Raw genomic sequence first — 17,788 nt, 5'->3', positions numbered from 1 at the left:
AAATAGGAGGAATTTAATATGTACAAACCTATCGGAATGATCCCAGCTATGCCTACGCCTTTTGACAACGAGGGAAAAATAGATTTTGAGGCGTACAATAATCTAATTAAACACTTAATAGACGGTGGAGTACACTGCTTGCTTGCAGGTGGAAGTACAGGCGAATATTCTTTGATGTCAATGGATGAAAGGAAATCAGTCTTGAAGGCGGCTGTCGAAGCTGCTAATGGTCAAGTGCCTATTATGGCTGGAACAAGCGCTCATAGAACGGAAGATACCCTAGAACTAACAAGATATGCAGCAGACATTGGGGCAGATTGTGCACTTGTTATTAACCCATACTATTTAAAAACAAGCGAACAAGGCATTATTGACTATTATACTACTCTTGCAGAGGAATCGGATATCGGCATTGTAATTTATCATTACCCAGCAGCAACAAGCGTTGAACTGTCCCCAGAGTTGATTGCAGAATTAAGCAAAATTGACGGCATTGTGGGTGTTAAAAATACGACAGATCAAGAACACACTTGCAAAGTAATCGCTCTTACAAAAGATCAAAATGATTTCTCCGTTTTAACTGGTTTTGAACACCTCATTTTGCCCACTTTAGCGGTTGGCGGGCACGGCGCAACCGGGATCGTTCACAATTTGGTCCCAAAAGAAATTGTTCAAATGTATGATTTGTTTACAAAAGAAAGGAATATCGATGGAGCTATCGCGATGAATCAAAAACTTCTTTCGCTCTATGATTATGTGGAAGCTGAACCCGTTCCGGGACCAGTAAAAGCAGGACTAGACATTCTTGGAATTAGAGGGGGCATTGTACGTGATCCGCTAGTACCAGCATCGGAAGAATTGAAACAAAAAATGGGTCAAGCACTTTCGGAGTTAGGGTACGAAGTTAAAACTGTTTAATAAGCATGGGGCTGTCCCAAAGGGGATTTAATTCTATTTTTTCTCACCTGAAAAGAAACATCATGCAGTTGAAATACACGTAGATTTCTGAAGTTGCCGCAGTAAGCGTTTTCTGCTCACGGGAAAACTGAAGGAAGCGTTGCCCGTATTTCAACTGTAGTCGCTAAAATAGATGGAGCCATCCTAATTGTGAGACAGCCCTCACTCTTTCAAATAAGTAATAGTCAGATAGGAAGTGGGAAAGTGTTAACAAGTCAATCGCAAGGATATGGGTTCATTGAGCAAGGTACAAATACAAGAATAAAGATGAAGAAAGGTCAGTATGTTTCAGGCTATTCGGTTGGAATTCTGTTTTTAGATGATTGCTGGTATCCGACTCTACCTGGAAACGTAGCTAATTTATCCACTTATGATTTTCCAGTTGTTATGAAAGTGGTTCCAGGATGTAACCAAGAGAGAATACACGCGGGGGATCCAACCCTTGTGAGCGATGTTATATCTGCTGCTAAACAATTAGAAAAAGAAGGAGCTAAAGTGATCTGTGGTGCTTGCGGCTTTTTTGGAAATTATCAAGAGCAAGTCGCTAATTCTGTTGATATTCCTGTATTTATGTCAAGTATCATTCAACTACCGTGGATTAAAACAGGCTTAAAATCAGAACAAACAGTAGGGGTATTAACAGCTGATATTAATGGATTGACAGATAAACTTTTTGATAGCAGTGGAGTGAAAAATACAGATTATGCAAAGATAAAGGATTTAGGCAGGCTCCCGGAGTTTTCGGCAATTATTGAAAGCCGGGGAAGCTTTGATAACGATATTGTCCGAAAAGAGGTTGTGAACGCTTCTTTAGAACTTGTGCACGAGAATCCAGATATGGGAGCTATTCTGTTGGAATGCAGTGATCTTCCACCGTACGCAGCAGATATTCAACGTGCAGCAGGGCTGCCAGTATACGACTTTATTACAATGATTCGGTGGGCACATATGGCAACGTCCCAGAAACCCTATAGTGGTTTTCTCTAATAAGGGGGTGAATGGTTGTTATGATTGATGAGACAACAATTATATGCAGATGTGAGGATATACCTTTAGGGACGATTACTGACACAGCGAAACAATTTCACTGCTCTTCTCGTGAAGTTAAATTACGAACACGTGCTGGAATGGGATATTGTGGTGGGAGAACATGTCGAACAATGGTAGAACGAATTGTACAGGAAATTAATAATGAGAAGGCTAAGGATGAAAGCCAGCTCAGTTATAGGCCGCCAATACGGCCGGTCACCTTTGGAGAGTTAGGAGGGGAGAACAACAATGAGAGTTAAACATCATCCCGTTCTAAAAGATCTAGAAAACCAAAGGGAAGTAACGATCTACTTTAATGATAAAGCCTATAAAGCTTATGAAGGAGATACGATTGCTTCAGCTATGATGGCAGAGGGGATAAAAACACTCAGGCACCATGAAGTTAGTGGAAAAGGAAGAGGAATTTACTGTAATATTGGTCACTGCTTTGAATGCCGAGTCCAGCTCAATGAAAAAAAAGTGGCAAGGGCATGCTTAACATCTGTTTCAGAAGGGATGAGGATACATTCGCTATAAGATTTAAGAAGAGGAGGTGAATAAAGATGTTAAATCTTCTTATTATAGGGGCTGGTCCTGCCGGGTTAAGCGCAGCTATTACTGCGGCGGAAGAAGGGTTAACTGTTAAAGTAATTGACGAATTTCCGAAGGCAGGAGGACGTCTTCTGGGACAGCTGCATCAAGAACCAAACGGTGAGTGGTGGAACGGAATAGAAGAAGGAGAACAGCTTAATCAACGGGCACTTCAATTAGGTGTTGCAATTCAGTGTGAGGTTTCCGTATATGATATCAATCAATCAAACAATGGTTGGCGTGTATACACGACTCGTGGAGAATTTAAAGCTGAAAAACTACTTCTAGCCACAGGGGCTTCGGAAAGTCCTATTCCAGTAAAAGGATGGACGCTTCCTGGAGTGATGTCCATAGGAGCAGCTCAAGTAATGGGAAATGTGCATCGAGTCAAGCCTGGTGATTCGTGTGTAATTATTGGAGCCAACGTGCTGTCGATGGCTATTGCCAATGAACTAAAGTTATGTGGTGTTAAAGTGAAAGAAATCATTATTCCAAAGGCTGATATGATTTCCAAAGAAGCTGGAGTGCCTGAAAAGGTTTTATCCTCGTTAATGAACTTAACACACCTTGCACCAACTCCAGTCCTGCGTCAATTAGGGAAGATCGGTAAGCTTGTACATCCCAAAATTGTAGTCAGGTTTTTTCCTAAAAAGGGAATGAGGATGTTTGGAATTCCTATTCGTATAAAAACCGCTGCATTAGAGATCCTTGGAGAAACCCACGCTACCGGAGTAAGAACAGCAAATGTCACAGCAAGCGGCGAAATTGATCATAGAAGTGAAAAAGTAGTAGATGCTGACTTCGTGTGTATCTCAGGTCGATTGACCCCGCTAGCAGAGCTTGCATCTATTGTCGGCTGTTCTTTTAAGTATGTACCAGAGCTAGGCGGGCATGTGCCGGTGCATAACGAAAGAATGCAGACAAATGTGCCAAATCTTTTTGTTGCTGGAAATATAACTGGCATTGAAAGTGCTAAAGTGGCAATGGCTCAAGGAAGAGTGGCTGGCTTGTCTGTGGCTGCGGATTTCCTTAACAAATGGATTCAATTGGAAGAATCAATAAATAGAGCAATGGAGAATGTGAAAATTACCAGAGATAATGCTATGATACAATTCCAGCCCGGTCTCCCCCAGGCACGTGAGCAATTCTATCGACAGCTTGAAGATATTAAAGAAGTGAGAAAGAAAAAGCAGGAAGCATAACGTTTGTGGGATCAATGAACGTTTATCATTTATAGACAAACTATCGATATTGAGAGGTTAGAGATCATGAAATTATTACTAGTAGGCGCAAATGGTACTCTTGGACAAGCAGTGGCAAACGAAATGAAAACGGATGCGGAAATTATAAGTGCAGGTAGAACAAATGCTGATGTGGAGGTAGATATTACCTCGACGGATAGCATTCAAGCAATGTTTGAAACCGTGGGTGAGGTTGATGCGCTGGTATGCACAGCTGGGGCGGCCCATTTTGGACCTGTAGAAGACATGACCCCTGAACAAAATCTTGTAGCTGTAAATAGTAAACTTCTTGGCCAGATTAATTTAGTTCTGCTTGGTCTAGATTATATTCGTGAAAATGGAAGCATTACACTAATTACTGGTATTTTAATGGATGATCCGATAGTAAAAGCATCATCTTCTGCCATGGCAAATGGTGGTGTTCGAGCGTTTGTTAAGTCTGCTGCAATTGAATTACCTAAAAATATTCGTATTAATAATGTAAGCCCAACAATGGTCATCGAATCGGAAGAAAAATACGGTCCTTTGTTTAAAGGGTTCAAACCAAGAGAAGCCAAAGATGTAGGTCTCGCTTTTAAGAAAAGTATACTAGGAGCGCAGTCAGGCCAAACTTATGAAGTTTATTAAAAATCATATAGTGACTCTTTCATCATACTTTGCCAGGGGGTGATTTAATATAGCACAAGAAATAGTTGCCATTACTGGTGCAGGCAGTGGGTTGGGAAAGTCATTAGCAATAAAGTATTCGCAAAGCGGCAGCCATGTATGTTTGCTCGGAAGAACAAAAACAACCCTTATGAATACTGCTTCTCAACTTGATGGTGAATCCTCCATTTATGAATTAGATGTTACAGACAAAACTAACATTGAACATGTTACAGAAAGCATTATAAGAGTTCACGGATCTATTGATTGCTGGGTTAATAACGCCGGGATAGGAATTTTCAAACCAGTTATTGAGCTGACAGAAGAAGATGTTAACCGAACCATTGATACAAATTTAATAGGGACAATTTTTTGTACACAGGAAGTATTAAAAGTGATGCATAGGCAAAAAAAAGGATGCTTTATAAACATTATATCAAATTCTGGAAAAGTAGTAAAGAAAATGGAAAGCGTTTACAGTGCAAGTAAATTTGGAGTGCGTGGTTTTACTGAAGCTCTAGCCATAGAATGTCAAGACCTAAATATAAATATTTTATCAGCTTATATGGGAAATATGATAACTAATTTATGGAGAACAACACCATCCAACGAGCAAAGGGATAGTTATATGCATCCTGATAGAGTAGCCGAGTTAATATTTGAAAGTGCAAAGCATCAAAAAGATATACAGGAAGAAAATATAAACGTTATCAATCACAACATAAAAAAAAGTTTAGAGATTAATAGAAAACCAATAGGAGAATAAACAAGGAGTGAGAGTGGAGAGAGCCCATAAATACTAAAATAACTCAATGTACGTTTGATTTCATTGAGTGAATCGGGGGCTATTATGGTAAGTATACTAAATTGGATTAGCGGACTGGTGTGGAACCAATACTTCATTTACTGTTTTTTGGGTATTGGACTGTTCTTTACGATTGCAAGTAGGTTTGTTCAGCTAGTACACGTCAAAGAGATGATTAAATATACGTTTAGTAGAGAATCCTCAAGAAGTGGAGTATCTTCATTTCAAGCTATATCAATGTCATTAGGAAGCCGAATGGGAACCGGTAATATAGCTGGTGTAGCTACTGCCATTGCGTTGGGAGGTCCTGGGGCTGTTTTTTGGATGTGGTTAATGGCCTTTTTGGGCTCGGCAACAGCCTTTATTGAGAGTTCATTGGCACAAATATATAAAAGTAAGCAAAATGGCGAATATCGTGGCGGCCCACCCTATTATATCGAGAAGGGACTAGGGTTAAAGAAAATTGCCATAGTGTATGCATTAATCGCAATTATTGCAAAAGGTTTCGGTTTAATGAACATTCAATCAAATACAATCGCAGTTTCCATGGAAAAAGCATTCGGCATTAATCCGATGTTTATGGGAATAATTCTAGTGTTGTTTTTTTCTCTGATTGTGTTCGGAGGAATAAAAAGAATTGCAAAGGCTACGGAGTTTTTCGTACCTTTAATGGCAATTGGTTATTTGATTGTGTGCAGTATTATATTAATAGCTAATGTATCAGCTATTCCAGATGTTTTCTCTTTAATTTTATCAAGTGCTTTTGGTGCGGAGGCAACGTTTGGAGGTATCGTTGGTGCTGCTATCTCTTGGGGAGTGCAGCGAGGTTTTTTCTCAAATGCTGCTGGATCTGGAGGAGAAACCTACGAAGGCGCAGCTGCAGAAGTTTCTCACCCTGCTAAGCAGGGATTTGTACAGGCTTTTGGGGTTTACGTGGATACATGGATTATTTGCTCGGCAACTGCTTTTATGATTTTAATTACCGGAATGTATAATGTACAACCTGATGGGCAAGAGGCTATTGTGACGAATGTACCTGGTGTCGAAGCGGGAGCAGTAAATGTCCAGATGGCTGTAAGTGATATTCTTCCTAGTTTTGGTTACATTTTTTTAGCTATTGCTTTGTTTTTCTTTTGCTTTACCACAATGCTTTCGTATTATTACAAGGCTGAAACAAGTTTGGCTTATATCACTCGCAACTGGAAAAGCAAAGTAAAATGGATGAATAATTTGCTAAAATTCCTGATTTTAATTTTTGTTTTTACTGGGACAGTTGTCGCTTCGAATACAGCCTGGACTATTGGCGATATAGGTTTAGGCAGCATGGCTTATTTTAACTTATTTGCTTTACTTCTGCTGTTTAAACCAGCATTGAAAGTATTAAAGGATTTTAAGGAACAGAAAAAGATGGGCAAGGATCCTGTTTTTGATCCAGCAAAGCTAGGGATAAAAAATGCAGAATTTTGGGAGAAAGAGTATGTCCAAGATGAAAAACACAGGAAAGAACAAAGGAAGGCTCAGTGAAATTTATTCATATCAAGAGACAAACACGGAAGAAAGGGGGAGTGAATGAAACTAAAAAAATAAAGTGGCTATTGTAACTGGTGCTGGTTCTGGCAATGGAGCAGCTATTGCTAAAAGGTATCTTGATGAAGGAGCTAAGGTCGTTTTTTTAGATAAATTTAGAAGCTGTTAAGAGAAGCTTTGAATTCACAACATGATGAAGTTAACTGGATGACTATCGGGTTAGATGTCGCAGATGTGCAGTCTGTCAAATCTCTAATAGCTAAAACAATAGAAAGCTTTTTTAAGATTAAGGTTACGGTAGCTAACGCGGGAGTGACTATTAGGAAGCCTTTTCTCGAATTAACCGAAGCAGACTATGATAAAGTAATGGACGTTAATGCAAAATGTGTATTTTTCTGCAGCCAAGAAGCTGCTCGGCATATGGTTAAGCAGAAACAAGGTAGTATTGTTCACATCTCCTCTACAACTTCTGTTATAGCAGAACCGAATACGGTTGAGCATGGGGCCTCAAAGGTGCGGTAGCTTAAATGACACGTCATATGGCTTTAGATTTGGGAGAATAGAATGTTCGGGTAAACGGCATAGCTCCTGGCACCATACAAACAATCTTAACTAAGTCACGATTACAGTTAGAAGGAGTGGCATCTGCCTAAGCAAATCTTACAATGTTAAAGCGCATAGGAAAACCGGAAGATGTTGTTGCAGCTGTACCATTTATGGCTTCAAATGAGGCTTCTTTTATAACAGGAGCACAGCTATTTGTAGATAGAGGTTTTTCTGTTAAATAGAATAAAAAATATGGCTAAGGTGGTATTAAAATGATAATTGGAGTTCCTCGAGAAGTAAAAAATAACGAACATCGTGTAGCATTAACCCCTAGTAATGTTGCTGTATATACAAACGCTGGACATAAAGTACTTGTTGAAAAAAATGCAGGTCTCGAAAGTGGCTTTCGTGACGAAGATTATATAAAAGTCGGTGCCATCATGGTGTCAGGCCCTAAAGAAGCCTGGGACGTCGATATGGTTATTAAAGTAAAAGAACCAATTCCTTCAGAATATGAGTTTTTTAAAGAAGGTTTAATTTTGTACACATATTTACATCTAGCCCCTGAACCAACTCTTACTAAAGCTCTATTAGATAACAAAGTTATTGCTATAGCGTATGAAACAATTCAGCTAGAGAATGGCACTCTTCCATTACTAACACCTATGAGTGAAGTAGCAGGACGCATGTCTGTACAAATAGGTGCTCAGTTTTTAGAAAAAAGTAAAGGTGGAAAAGGAGTGCTGCTAGGAGGAGTACCAGGGGTTTCTCCGGGAGAAGTAGTTATTATTGGCGGTGGAGTAGTAGGGACGAACGCTGCCAAAATGGCCTTAGGGCTAGGAGCAAGTGTCACAATACTTGATGTTAGTGCTGAACGTTTACGACAATTGGATGACCAGTTTCATGGGCAATTAAAAACAATAATATCCAATCCTCTAAACGTGAGAAATGCAGTTAAGCGTGCTGATTTGTTAATTGGGGCTGTTCTAGTTCCCGGAGCACGAGCTCCAAAAATTGTTACAGATGACATGGTGAAAGATATGCAAACTGGGTCTGTTATTGTCGATGTTGCAATCGATCAAGGAGGTTCTATTGAAACTATTGATTATATAACAACGCACGCTGAACCTACTTACGTTCGACATGGTGTAGTCCATTATGCGGTAGCTAATATGCCTGGAGCTGTCTCGCAGACCTCCACCATTGCTTTAACAAATGTTACTACTCAATTCGGATTAGACCTTGCAAACAAGGGATATGAAAAAGCCGCTTTAGAGAATCCAGGACTAGCAAAAGGGATTAATTGCATTAATGGTAAAGTCACTTTAGAAGCAGTAGCTGATGCTCATGGTTACACATATACAAATATTTATGAAGAAATGGAAGAGAACCAATATGAAAAGACTCTTTAGGAGAGTTAATGAAATAAATCGGCAACCTTGTAGTCATTTGTCAAACACTTTTAAAATGGGCTAATAATGCTTAAATGGTCACACTATTAACAATAATTCACATTTTTTGGAGATGCAGCCCATATAAGAGGACAATAGAGGAATTCCCATGGAAGAGGATAGAATTCCTGGGCAAGTGATCAAAGCTGAATGATCACTAAAAAGAGTGCATAGATAAAGAGTCTATGCACTCAAAAAAACTATTGCTTATTTTTGATGAAGTCGGTAATAGCATACACTATCTCTATACCTTGATATGAAAAGATATTTACAGCAGTCAAAGCAAATACACCAATCATTATAAGTCTGAACCACATCATACCCATTCCTCCAATCATAAAAGATTCATTGTTTCATAAACAAAGGGAAATGGATCAAATAATCAGCCCCATAAAATACTGGAGTAAGTGCTAATAATGTCCTGCTGAAATACCAGGTTGGTATGGTCTTATTAGATACGCTTTCTAAAACAACCACTAAAATAAGTAACGGATAGATAAAAAGGTTATGGCCAAAGGCGTGTTTATCTTTTCCGATGAAAGGTTCATATTCACTTATATCTTCACTAACAGTTATAACATTGGTCTGATTATAAGAATCGATACTGGTTGGAGGGCCATGATAATCGATAAAAATAAAATAACATATTAAAATGGAAAGGGAGATCAATTTTATTGTACTGCTCATCTTTTTTCTCATCCCTGTTAATTATATAATAGTTTTCTGTCTGTCATTATATCACGAAACCAACAACTGCAGCAGTAATACCTGCTGAGTCAACATCTCATAAAAATCTATTAAAATAAATACCAGATGAATCCAAAAATTCCAATAACGATAATCCCTCCAGGAAGCCAGATTAAATAAACATGAATCAAGTTGGCCAAAACTTGATTCACTATTATAATTTTTATCTTCTACTTGGTTCAGCGAAAAAGTAATAACAGCGGCAATCATACAAATAATCGTAACTAATCAAAGCAAAAGGTATGCCCTGTCTCCTCACATATTCGGGTTGTGGTTTTGTTAGAAAAAGTTCACTGCCATAGACTCCTAGAAAAATCTGCTCTCATCCATTACTACATATGTTGTTTGTTCCGATCAAGAAGAAAGAATACATACAATGTTAACAAAACGGGCATACCTGCATCAGGAAATGAACCTATCACTTAGCTCAAGAAAAGCATCCATTCTCGTAAACTATGGAGCTGGTGCAAAGTCTACTTTTTATATCGAGGAATAGATGTAGCATTTTTGCACTCGCTTATGCTTATTCCCGCAGCAGTTTTTGCTATCTTATGTTGGAAACCGAGCAAAAGACCTCCTCAGGCTTACATCCGATTAAAAGTGAGTCAATCCGGCAACGCCTATACGATTTTATTTAAAGTGCAAAACGTAAACGTTACAGATTATTTTGCAGTGCATCCTCCACGAAATCAACCCAGGCTTTTGCTGCATGTGATTGATAGCTGTTTTTTCGCCAGATGATCGCCAAGTTCCACGAGATTGTAGGATTTGTTACTTCTAATGTAGAGGCTCCATATAAATCAATCTTCTGACAGAGCATTTCCGGCAGCAACGTGATGCCAAGGTTCTTTTTTGTCATTTCCACTAAAAAATCCCACTGTGTGCTTTCATGTACAATAAAAGGCTCAAAACCTGCCTCAATACAACCCTGCCTGACACGGTCATACAATGAAAATCCCTTTTGAAACATCAAAAAATGTTCATTCGCTAATTCCTTTAATTCCACTCGTTTCCTATCTGCTAATGGATGGTCTGTGGAAACCACGAGCAATAAATCTTTTTTTACAATGGGGCGTATTTCAAATAGTTCATGATCCACAGGTAAGATCCCAACACCTACGTCTATTTTTCCTTCTAAGAGAGAAGCTTCCATAATTTTAGCTCCTTCTTCCACAATTTCCATCTCTATTTCAGGATTATATGTTTTAAAGGAAGCGATGATGTCGGGAAAAATATTGGAGCCAATCACGGGCGGCAGGCCGAACTTAAAGCTTCCTTTTTTTCTTAGTTTTATGTCTTCTGCTTCTTGCTTCATATCCTCCATATCCCGTATGACCTTTTGCGCGTGAGAAAGCATTATTTCACCTTCTTTTGTGATGTGCAGGTGACGGGTGGAGCGGTCAAATAAACGAAGTCCCAGCTCTTGTTCTAATTGAAGCAGAGATTTGCTAAGGGCGGGCTGTGAAATATGGAGTTTTTGACTTGCTTTAGAAATGCTCATTTCTTTATATACTTCGAGAAACAAATGTAGTTGTTTAATATCCATAGGCACCTCATTTATTCTTTATAAGAATAAATATATATTTTTTATCTATTTTACTTATGAAAACGCTTTTAGTAAAGTGTAAATATAGAAGGAGGTTTTCAAATGTCAAGTATTACAATGTCGTTTGCAGACAGCGTAAGCCACATTAAAAATGGGGATACAGTCATTGTAGGAGGATTTGGACTTTGCGGCATTCCGGAGCAAGCTATTTTGACACTGGTAGAGCAGGGAACCAAAGACCTTACGATTGTCAGTAATAATTGCGGGGTTGATGATTGGGGCCTTGGCTTGCTGCTTCAAAATCAGCAGATCACAAAAATGATTGCCTCGTATGTAGGGGAAAATAAAACCCTGGAGTCCCAGTATTTAAACGGAGATTTGGATTTGGAGCTGGTACCGCAGGGAACGCTTGCCGAACGTATTCGAGCAGGCGGGGCCGGTCTTCCAGGATTTTATACACCAAGCGGCGTAGGAACACCCATAGCTGAAGGAAAAGAACATAAAGAATTTAATGGAAGAACGTACATTTTGGAAGAAGCAATTACGGGGGATGCTGCCCTTGTGAAGGCGTGGAAAGGTGATGCTTATGGGAATCTAATATACCGCCACACCGCCCGTAACTTTAATCCACTAGCAGCAGCGGCTGGTAAAGTAACAATTGCTGAAGTAGAAGAACTAGTTGACGTTGGTAAGTTAGATCCAAATTTTATCCATACACCTAGTATTTACGTGCAGTACGTATTAAAAGGCGAACATTATGAGAAACGAATTGAAAGACGGACGGTTCGCGGGGCTTAATATATGTTTTATACAGAGAGACGCTCGGCCGGGCGTCTGCGGAAAACTAGCACATTATTAATAGGAGGGGTAAAATGAGTTCTATTCGTGAAAAAATTATTGCTCGAGCCGTTTTAGAAGTGGAAGATGGCATGAATATCAATTTGGGGATCGGGATGCCAACGATGATTGCAGATAAAATCCCTTCATCCAAGGAAGTGTTTTTACATTCGGAAAATGGTCTTTTAGGGATTGGCCCCTATCCGGTTTCCGGCGAAGAGGATGCTGATCTTATTAACGCAGGAAAAGAAACGGTGACAGCGAAAGAAGGGGCTGTGTTTATTGACAATGCCGAATCGTTTGCAATGATTCGCGGAGGCCATGTTGATCTGGCCATTCTAGGCGGCATGGAAGTGGCTGAAAATGGGGATCTGGCCAATTGGATGATACCGGGAAAAATGGTCAAAGGCATGGGCGGTGCGATGGACATTGTTCAAGGAGCAAAAAAAGTAGTCATTATTATGAATCATGTCAATAAACATGGGCAGTCCAAAGTCCGCTCTGAATGTGAACTGCCGTTGACGGGAAAGAAAGTAGTCAGTCGATTAATCACAGAGATGGCGGTGTTTGATTTTACGGAAGATGGGATGGTGTTAAAGGAAATCCAGGAGGGCTATGACTTGGATGCGGTACGAAAACATACAGAAGCTCGTTTTACAGTAGATCAATCCCTTCTCCAAAAGGAGGGAGTAAATTGAATTCGGAAAAAGTCGTTCTCACAGGTGCTGTTCGCACGCCGATTGGAGTGGTTAACGGCGTATTTAAAGAATTATCTGCTGTCGATCTTGGTGCCGCTGCAATACGAGCGGCGTTAAAGCGCTCAGGTATTGAAGCTGACCAGGTTGATGAGGTTATTTTGGGGAACGTTCTCCAGGCAGGAATTGGTCAAAATCCCGCTCGTATAGCGGCAATACATGCCGGCCTGCCAGAATCGATTCCTGCTATGACGGTTAATAAAGTATGCGGTTCTGGATTAAAAGCTGTTCACTTGGCTGCTCAAGCCATTCAAGCAGGAGACGCTGATGTTATAGTGGCAGGCGGAATGGAAAGCATGAGTCAGGCTCCCTATCTTTTAAAGGGAAGCCGAACGGGATTTGGCATCGGAAATCAACAATTAATAGACAGCATGATTCATGACGGATTATCCTGTGCGCTAGAAAACTATCACATGGGAATAACCGCAGAAAATATAAACGATCAGTACGGATTTACAAGAGAAGAGCAGGACAAATTTGCCGCCTTGAGTCAGGAAAAAGCTGCAAAAGCTCAGGAAAGTGGACTATTTTCAGATGAGATTGTGCCGATAGAAGTGCTGCAGAGAAAAAAAGATTCTATCACCGTTACTCACGATGAAGGCATTAGGGCAATCACAACGGTTGAAAAATTAAGTGAGTTGAAGCCCGCTTTTAAAAAAGACGGCAGCGTTACAGCAGGCAATGCTTCCGGCATTAATGACGGGGCAGCAGCAATAATAGTAATGAGTGAGCGCTGCGCCAGAGAATTAAATGCCAAGCCGCTTGCAAGTATCCGTGCTAATGCCAGCGCGGGAGTTCCGCCGCGTATTATGGGCATCGGTCCTGTCGCGGCAGCTAAAAGAGCATTGGACAAAGCAGAAATGACGATTAATGACCTGGATTTGGTAGAGGCAAACGAAGCATTTGCAGCACAATCCATTGCCGTCCAGCGTGATTTGGACATACCAGAGGACCGGATTAATGTAAACGGAGGCGCCATTGCATTAGGGCATCCGATTGGAGCAAGCGGAACTCGTGTGTTAGTGACATTGCTTCATGAAATGAAACGTCGAGATAGTGCCGCTGGACTAGCTGCTCTTTGTATTGGCGGAGGGCAAGGAATAGCGACAATTGTAGAGAGGTATAACGGATAACTTCAAAAGAATGCAATTCTCATACAAGTAGCATTTGTTGGAGATACCAATTACAAGACAGAAGCTGAGCAGTATAAATAGTATACGAGAAGGTGTTAGGATGGAACAGGATCGTTTTCAGCGGGGGTTAGATAAATTAAAAGAATTTACTAGTTCAGAAGAAGTAAATCATTTAATAGAGTCAGATGGTTTAAAAGACATTGCTCCAGACCTTCGTAAGTTTATTGTGGAATTTGCTTATGGAGATATTTACACGCGGTCGGGGTTGGATAATAAACAGCGAGCACTTGTTACGCTTTCTTCGCTTGTGACGCAAGCAGCTTATACGCAAATTGGAACACATGTGAAGAGGGGAATTACATCAGGATTAACTCCAGAAGAAATCATAGAAAGCATCATGCAGTTAATTCCTTATATAGGATTTCCACGTGTTCAGAATGCATTAAATATGACTAAAAAGATTTTTGAAGAACATCATGTTATGATTGAAGAAAAATAACCTCTTTATGCAGCTTTTGAGTAAGAGTGTTGTATTCTCTATCGTAGACAGGTAGAAGTAAGGAGCAAACTGTCTATGATAAGGTTTTTTCTAACTGCCAATAGCATGTAGATGACTGCGATATTGATAGAAGCTATATGAGGAAAATAGAATGGTAGAAAATAAAGTTGTGTTCATAACGGGAGCAGCAAGTGGGATAGGTTATGAAATTGGAGTGGAATTTGCAAAAAATGGTGCAAAGGTCGTCCTTACGGATATCAATGAAGATAAAGTAAGGGAAGTGACGGATACGTTGAGGCAGAATGGGTTTGACTGTATGGGCCTAAAATGTGACGTGACCAAGGAGGTGTTATAGGCAGCTTTTCCAGCAAAATCGATCAGTCCATTGATCGAGGCCATATTGATGATCCGGCTAGTCCCTTGTTTTTTCATAATCGGGAATACATGCTTGGTAGTCATGAATGGGGTGACAAGCATCACCTTCGTAATGAACTCGAACTTTTCAGTAGGAAACTCTTCTAGTGAAGCCACTTGTTGTAGCCCTGCATTTTTAATCAGTACATCCAGCCTTCCGTATGTTTCGAATTACGGGGTCATCGGCTTAACAAAAGTAGCGGCATTGGAAGGCGCAGAATATGGGGTCACGGTAAATGCCATGTGTCCGGGGTATGTTGATACTCCGCTCGTTCGCAACCAATTTGAAGGCTTGGCGAAGAACCGAAATGTGCCGATAGAAAAAGTACTGGAAGAGGTGCTGTATCCTCTCGTTCCGTAAAAACGCCTGCTTGAGGTACAGGAAATTGCGGATTATACGATGTATTTGGCAAATGATAAAGCCAAAGGGGTCACCGGTCAGGCGATTGTACTTGATGGCGGGTACATAGCGCAATAAAACGTTTATGGGGGAGTGAAGGTAGAAGAAGAATAAGAGAAATAGTCAGAAAATTTTTTATTGTAGTGATAAGGGAGTTTATTCTTACATAGTAAAATCTATCTACTTTAAGCCAGCAAAGGAGGAGAAACGTTGAAGTATGTTATTTCGCTATCCAACCGGATGATGCAACGCTATTTACCTGATCCATTTCTGTTTGTTGTCCTTCTCACATTTACAGTATTTGGCTTAGCATTCATTTTTACAAACAGCAGTCCAATTAATATTGTCCAATATTGGGGAGAAGGATTTTGGGGTTTATTGTCCTTTTCCATGCAAATGTTACTTGTTCTTGTGACAGGACATGTCTTAGCAAGCAGCCCCCTGTTTAAAAAAGGGCTTGGGAGTTTAGCTGGTCTACCATCTTCACCAGGTCAAGCGATCATATTAGTCAGCGTTGTTTCTTTATTGGCAAGTTTCATTAATTGGGGATTTGGTTTAGTTATTGGAGCTTTATTTGCAAAAGAACTAGCGAAAAAAGTAGATCATGTTGATTATCGGTTATTAATTGCAAGTGCATATAGTGGATTTGTTATTTGGCATGGTGGAATATCTGGTTCGATTCCATTAACCATTGCCACACCCGATCACTTTTCTCAAGATATCATTGGAGTCATCCCTACGAGTGAGACCGTTTTTGCGCCATATAACATTGCCATTGTCATTACCCTTTTTATTACGATTCCACTCGTCAATCGGATGATGATCCCCAAAAAGGAAGAAACGATTACGGTTGATCGTTCTTCATTAGAAGATAGCCAGAATCTTCAAGCAGCCACCCTTGATACAGCCGCGATGACACCTTCAGATCGATTGGAAAATAGTCGTGTGTTATCATTTCTTATTGGTATACTAGGAATTATCTTTTTAATTTATTACTTTTTAAATAGTGGCTTTCAGTTAAATCTTGATATTGTTAATTTCTCTTTTCTTTTCTTAGGGATTTTATTCCAGGGCACGCCTAAATTATTTTTGAGAGCAGTAACAAATGCTGTGAAAGGCGCAAGTGGGATTATCATCCAGTTTCCATTTTATGCTGGGTTAATGGGAATTATGGTTTCATCTGGATTGGCAACAGTCATGTCTGAAGCGTTTGTGTCTGTTGCAAACGAAATCACTTTTCCATTGTTTGCATTTTTAAGTGCTGGAATTGTAAATTTCTTTGTTCCATCAGGTGGGGGACAATGGGCTGTTCAAGCGCCAGTTGTGCTTGAAGCCGCACAAAGGTTAGGTGTACCAGCTTCTAAGGCAGCCATGGCCGTTGCTTGGGGAGATGCATGGACAAACATGATTCAACCTTTCTGGGCCCTTCCAGCTCTTGCCATAGCTGGATTAAAAGCGAAAGACATCATGGGTTTTTGTGTTATTATTTTATTTGTGAGCGGTGTCATTATTTCGCTAGGGTTTTTATTGTTTTAAGTATTTTTGCTAAGGAAAGAGGATCACAGTTAGTATACAGCTGTAAGGAAATCACTTAAACACTGAACTATCTTTTAAGTAGACAAGTAAACTATGGTACAAACGGTTGGTCATCCTATGGTAGTACAAGCTCACAAAGTTCTACCAGTTATCCTTCTGGGGATTCTTGGTATGTAAATGCACCTTCTTCTTGGAATCCTGTAGAGAGTTCTTCCGGAAACAGTACTATTTTGAGGCCATTTCTTTTGTGACACATCAGTGGAAGAGCTGAGTATCGTCTTAGACTGGTAAACATTTGGTAAGCCATATATCTGCCATTGAAATGTTCTTTGGCGATAAAATGAAGGATCCAAGTAAGCGTAAAAACGCAGTGAATACGGCTAATGTAGTGAATGAGTAAATTAATTTTAAGAGATTTTATGTAATTAAATAAAACTTAAGGTTTTTGAGTATATCGAGGCAGGTTACGAATCGTGCGGGCGAGGAAAATTGGTTTACCACCGTAAAGATAAACTAATCAGGCATACTAGTTCTAAGAAATCAGCATATATGAGGCCAGAAGAAAAGGACATTGAAGGAGCAAAGCGTCATTTAGATACAATACACTTAAATCCAGAATACCAAGGTAAATTAAAGGGTAAGAAGGTAGTAGTTTTAGATGACTATACAGCCAATGGTTACTCATTTGAGTGTGCAAGAAACCTTTTATTGAATCAAGGTGTTAAAGAACTCATTTTTGTGACAATTGGTACTTTTCAAAATGTATATAGAAAAGAAGATTTTTTATTGAAGGTGATGTTTTTAGTCCAAACGTTAATGCAACAAATATAGATGCTAAGAAAATTAATGGTTATAAAAACTACAAAGCGCCACAACTACTAAATAACATTCATTCAATTATATCTGGATAATTATTTTATTAATTCACTGAGGACGTTAAGGTTTATAGTGAATCCGTTTACCTGAGCGACCTCTTTTTTATTCCAAAGGAGAGAGCAGATGGAGAAACAATCGAAAAAGAACTTATGCTGAACTAAGGTCTTAGATCGATGAGAATTAATTACTAATAAAAAAAGCTATCTTCAACAAATAGGCTCCATAAGCAAGTTATAGAAGAAATAAAGACACT

21 protein-coding genes and 2 pseudogenes are annotated in these 17,788 nt (G+C 39.7%); 20 read left to right on the top strand and 3 right to left on the bottom strand.

What is annotated here, in order from left to right; all coding sequences use genetic code 11:
* The first annotated feature begins 18 nt into the window (after positions 1-18).
* The 12 genes from dapA (at position 19) to ald (ending at position 8,753) form a co-directional block, all read left to right on the top strand.
* On the top strand, positions 19-918 hold the full coding sequence (dapA, locus tag CEF16_RS07670; protein WP_091585263.1) for a 4-hydroxy-tetrahydrodipicolinate synthase: 900 nt from the start codon (positions 19-21) through the stop codon (positions 916-918).
* 243 nt (positions 919-1,161) lie between these two features.
* Complete coding sequence (locus CEF16_RS07665; protein ID WP_245917796.1) at positions 1,162-1,944, top strand: aspartate/glutamate racemase family protein; 783 nt, start codon at positions 1,162-1,164, stop codon at positions 1,942-1,944.
* A 20-nt stretch (positions 1,945-1,964) separates the two neighbouring features.
* Positions 1,965-2,246 (top strand): (2Fe-2S)-binding protein, encoded by a 282-nt coding sequence (locus CEF16_RS07660; RefSeq protein WP_091585355.1) that lies wholly within the window; start codon positions 1,965-1,967, stop codon positions 2,244-2,246.
* Positions 2,236-2,523, top strand: a complete 288-nt coding sequence (locus CEF16_RS07655) for a (2Fe-2S)-binding protein (protein WP_091585265.1) — start codon at positions 2,236-2,238, stop codon at positions 2,521-2,523. The genes CEF16_RS07660 and CEF16_RS07655 overlap by 11 nt, the downstream gene beginning before the upstream one ends.
* A gap of 26 nt (positions 2,524-2,549) precedes the next feature.
* A complete protein-coding gene (locus CEF16_RS07650; protein ID WP_091585267.1) occupies positions 2,550-3,779 on the top strand; it encodes an NAD(P)/FAD-dependent oxidoreductase in 1,230 nt (409 codons plus the stop codon).
* A 66-nt stretch (positions 3,780-3,845) separates the two neighbouring features.
* A complete protein-coding gene (locus CEF16_RS07645; RefSeq protein ID WP_091585269.1) occupies positions 3,846-4,445 on the top strand; it encodes a short chain dehydrogenase in 600 nt (199 codons plus the stop codon).
* 49 nt (positions 4,446-4,494) lie between these two features.
* Entirely contained in the window at positions 4,495-5,229 is a 735-nt protein-coding gene (locus CEF16_RS07640) for an SDR family oxidoreductase (RefSeq protein ID WP_091585271.1), read from the top strand.
* An 84-nt stretch (positions 5,230-5,313) separates the two neighbouring features.
* Entirely contained in the window at positions 5,314-6,792 is a 1,479-nt protein-coding gene (locus tag CEF16_RS07635; protein ID WP_091585273.1) for an alanine/glycine:cation symporter family protein, read from the top strand.
* Between the two features lie 64 nt (positions 6,793-6,856).
* Entirely contained in the window at positions 6,857-6,964 is a 108-nt protein-coding gene (locus tag CEF16_RS24810; RefSeq protein ID WP_091585275.1) for an SDR family NAD(P)-dependent oxidoreductase, read from the top strand.
* A gap of 8 nt (positions 6,965-6,972) precedes the next feature.
* Positions 6,973-7,317, top strand: a complete 345-nt coding sequence (locus CEF16_RS07625) for an SDR family NAD(P)-dependent oxidoreductase (RefSeq protein WP_096241742.1) — start codon at positions 6,973-6,975, stop codon at positions 7,315-7,317.
* Between the two features lie 143 nt (positions 7,318-7,460).
* Positions 7,461-7,583 (top strand): SDR family oxidoreductase, encoded by a 123-nt coding sequence (locus tag CEF16_RS07620; protein ID WP_091585279.1) that lies wholly within the window; start codon positions 7,461-7,463, stop codon positions 7,581-7,583.
* Positions 7,584-7,613: 30 nt separating this feature from the next.
* On the top strand, positions 7,614-8,753 hold the full coding sequence (ald, locus tag CEF16_RS07615; RefSeq protein ID WP_091585281.1) for an alanine dehydrogenase: 1,140 nt from the start codon (positions 7,614-7,616) through the stop codon (positions 8,751-8,753).
* Positions 8,754-9,137: 384 nt separating this feature from the next.
* Here ald and CEF16_RS07610 read toward each other — a convergent pair whose 3' ends face one another.
* Together CEF16_RS07610 and CEF16_RS07605 are read right to left on the bottom strand one after the other, a co-directional pair.
* A complete protein-coding gene (locus CEF16_RS07610; protein WP_091585283.1) occupies positions 9,138-9,479 on the bottom strand; it encodes a hypothetical protein in 342 nt (113 codons plus the stop codon).
* A gap of 715 nt (positions 9,480-10,194) precedes the next feature.
* The gene (locus tag CEF16_RS07605; RefSeq protein WP_091585285.1) at positions 10,195-11,085 is read right to left on the bottom strand and encodes a LysR family transcriptional regulator; all 891 of its coding nucleotides are present in this window, start codon (positions 11,083-11,085) and stop codon (positions 10,195-10,197) included.
* Between the two features lie 102 nt (positions 11,086-11,187).
* Between CEF16_RS07605 and CEF16_RS07600 the strand changes: the two genes are divergently transcribed.
* The 5 genes from CEF16_RS07600 (at position 11,188) to CEF16_RS24340 (ending at position 14,664) form a co-directional block, all read left to right on the top strand.
* Entirely contained in the window at positions 11,188-11,883 is a 696-nt protein-coding gene (locus CEF16_RS07600) for a CoA transferase subunit A (RefSeq protein ID WP_091585287.1), read from the top strand.
* Between the two features lie 74 nt (positions 11,884-11,957).
* Complete coding sequence (locus CEF16_RS07595; protein WP_091585289.1) at positions 11,958-12,620, top strand: 3-oxoacid CoA-transferase subunit B; 663 nt, start codon at positions 11,958-11,960, stop codon at positions 12,618-12,620.
* Positions 12,617-13,810, top strand: a complete 1,194-nt coding sequence (locus CEF16_RS07590) for an acetyl-CoA C-acetyltransferase (RefSeq protein WP_091585291.1) — start codon at positions 12,617-12,619, stop codon at positions 13,808-13,810. Before CEF16_RS07595 ends, CEF16_RS07590 begins: the two co-directional genes overlap by 4 nt.
* Before the next feature lie 100 nt (positions 13,811-13,910).
* Positions 13,911-14,309 (top strand): carboxymuconolactone decarboxylase family protein, encoded by a 399-nt coding sequence (locus tag CEF16_RS07585; protein WP_091585293.1) that lies wholly within the window; start codon positions 13,911-13,913, stop codon positions 14,307-14,309.
* A gap of 151 nt (positions 14,310-14,460) precedes the next feature.
* Positions 14,461-14,664 (top strand): SDR family NAD(P)-dependent oxidoreductase, encoded by a 204-nt coding sequence (locus CEF16_RS24340; protein ID WP_254780991.1) that lies wholly within the window; start codon positions 14,461-14,463, stop codon positions 14,662-14,664.
* Here CEF16_RS24340 and CEF16_RS24335 read toward each other — a convergent pair.
* Positions 14,652-14,885: pseudogene (locus CEF16_RS24335) on the bottom strand (SDR family NAD(P)-dependent oxidoreductase); the annotation flags it as partial. The gene CEF16_RS24340 and the pseudogene CEF16_RS24335 sit on opposite strands and share 13 nt — an antisense overlap.
* 10 nt (positions 14,886-14,895) lie before the next feature.
* On the opposite strand from CEF16_RS24335, the pseudogene CEF16_RS24330 reads away from it, so the two are divergent.
* The 3 genes and pseudogenes from CEF16_RS24330 to CEF16_RS07565 form a co-directional block, all read left to right on the top strand.
* Positions 14,896-15,201, top strand: a pseudogene (locus CEF16_RS24330) (SDR family oxidoreductase); the annotation flags it as partial.
* Positions 15,202-15,333: 132 nt separating this feature from the next.
* On the top strand, positions 15,334-16,659 hold the full coding sequence (locus CEF16_RS07570; RefSeq protein ID WP_245917794.1) for a short-chain fatty acid transporter: 1,326 nt from the start codon (positions 15,334-15,336) through the stop codon (positions 16,657-16,659).
* A 549-nt stretch (positions 16,660-17,208) separates the two neighbouring features.
* Positions 17,209-17,490: a phosphoribosyltransferase gene (locus CEF16_RS07565; protein WP_091585294.1), complete on the top strand. Its 282-nt coding sequence runs from the start codon at positions 17,209-17,211 to the stop codon at positions 17,488-17,490.
* Positions 17,491-17,788: the final 298 nt, after the last annotated feature.

The organism is Alteribacillus bidgolensis (assembly GCF_002886255.1).
GTDB lineage: Bacteria > Bacillota > Bacilli > Bacillales > Marinococcaceae > Alteribacillus > Alteribacillus bidgolensis.
Note: the sequence above shows the minus strand (reverse complement) of the source record. Positions and strands in the feature narration are given on the sequence as shown.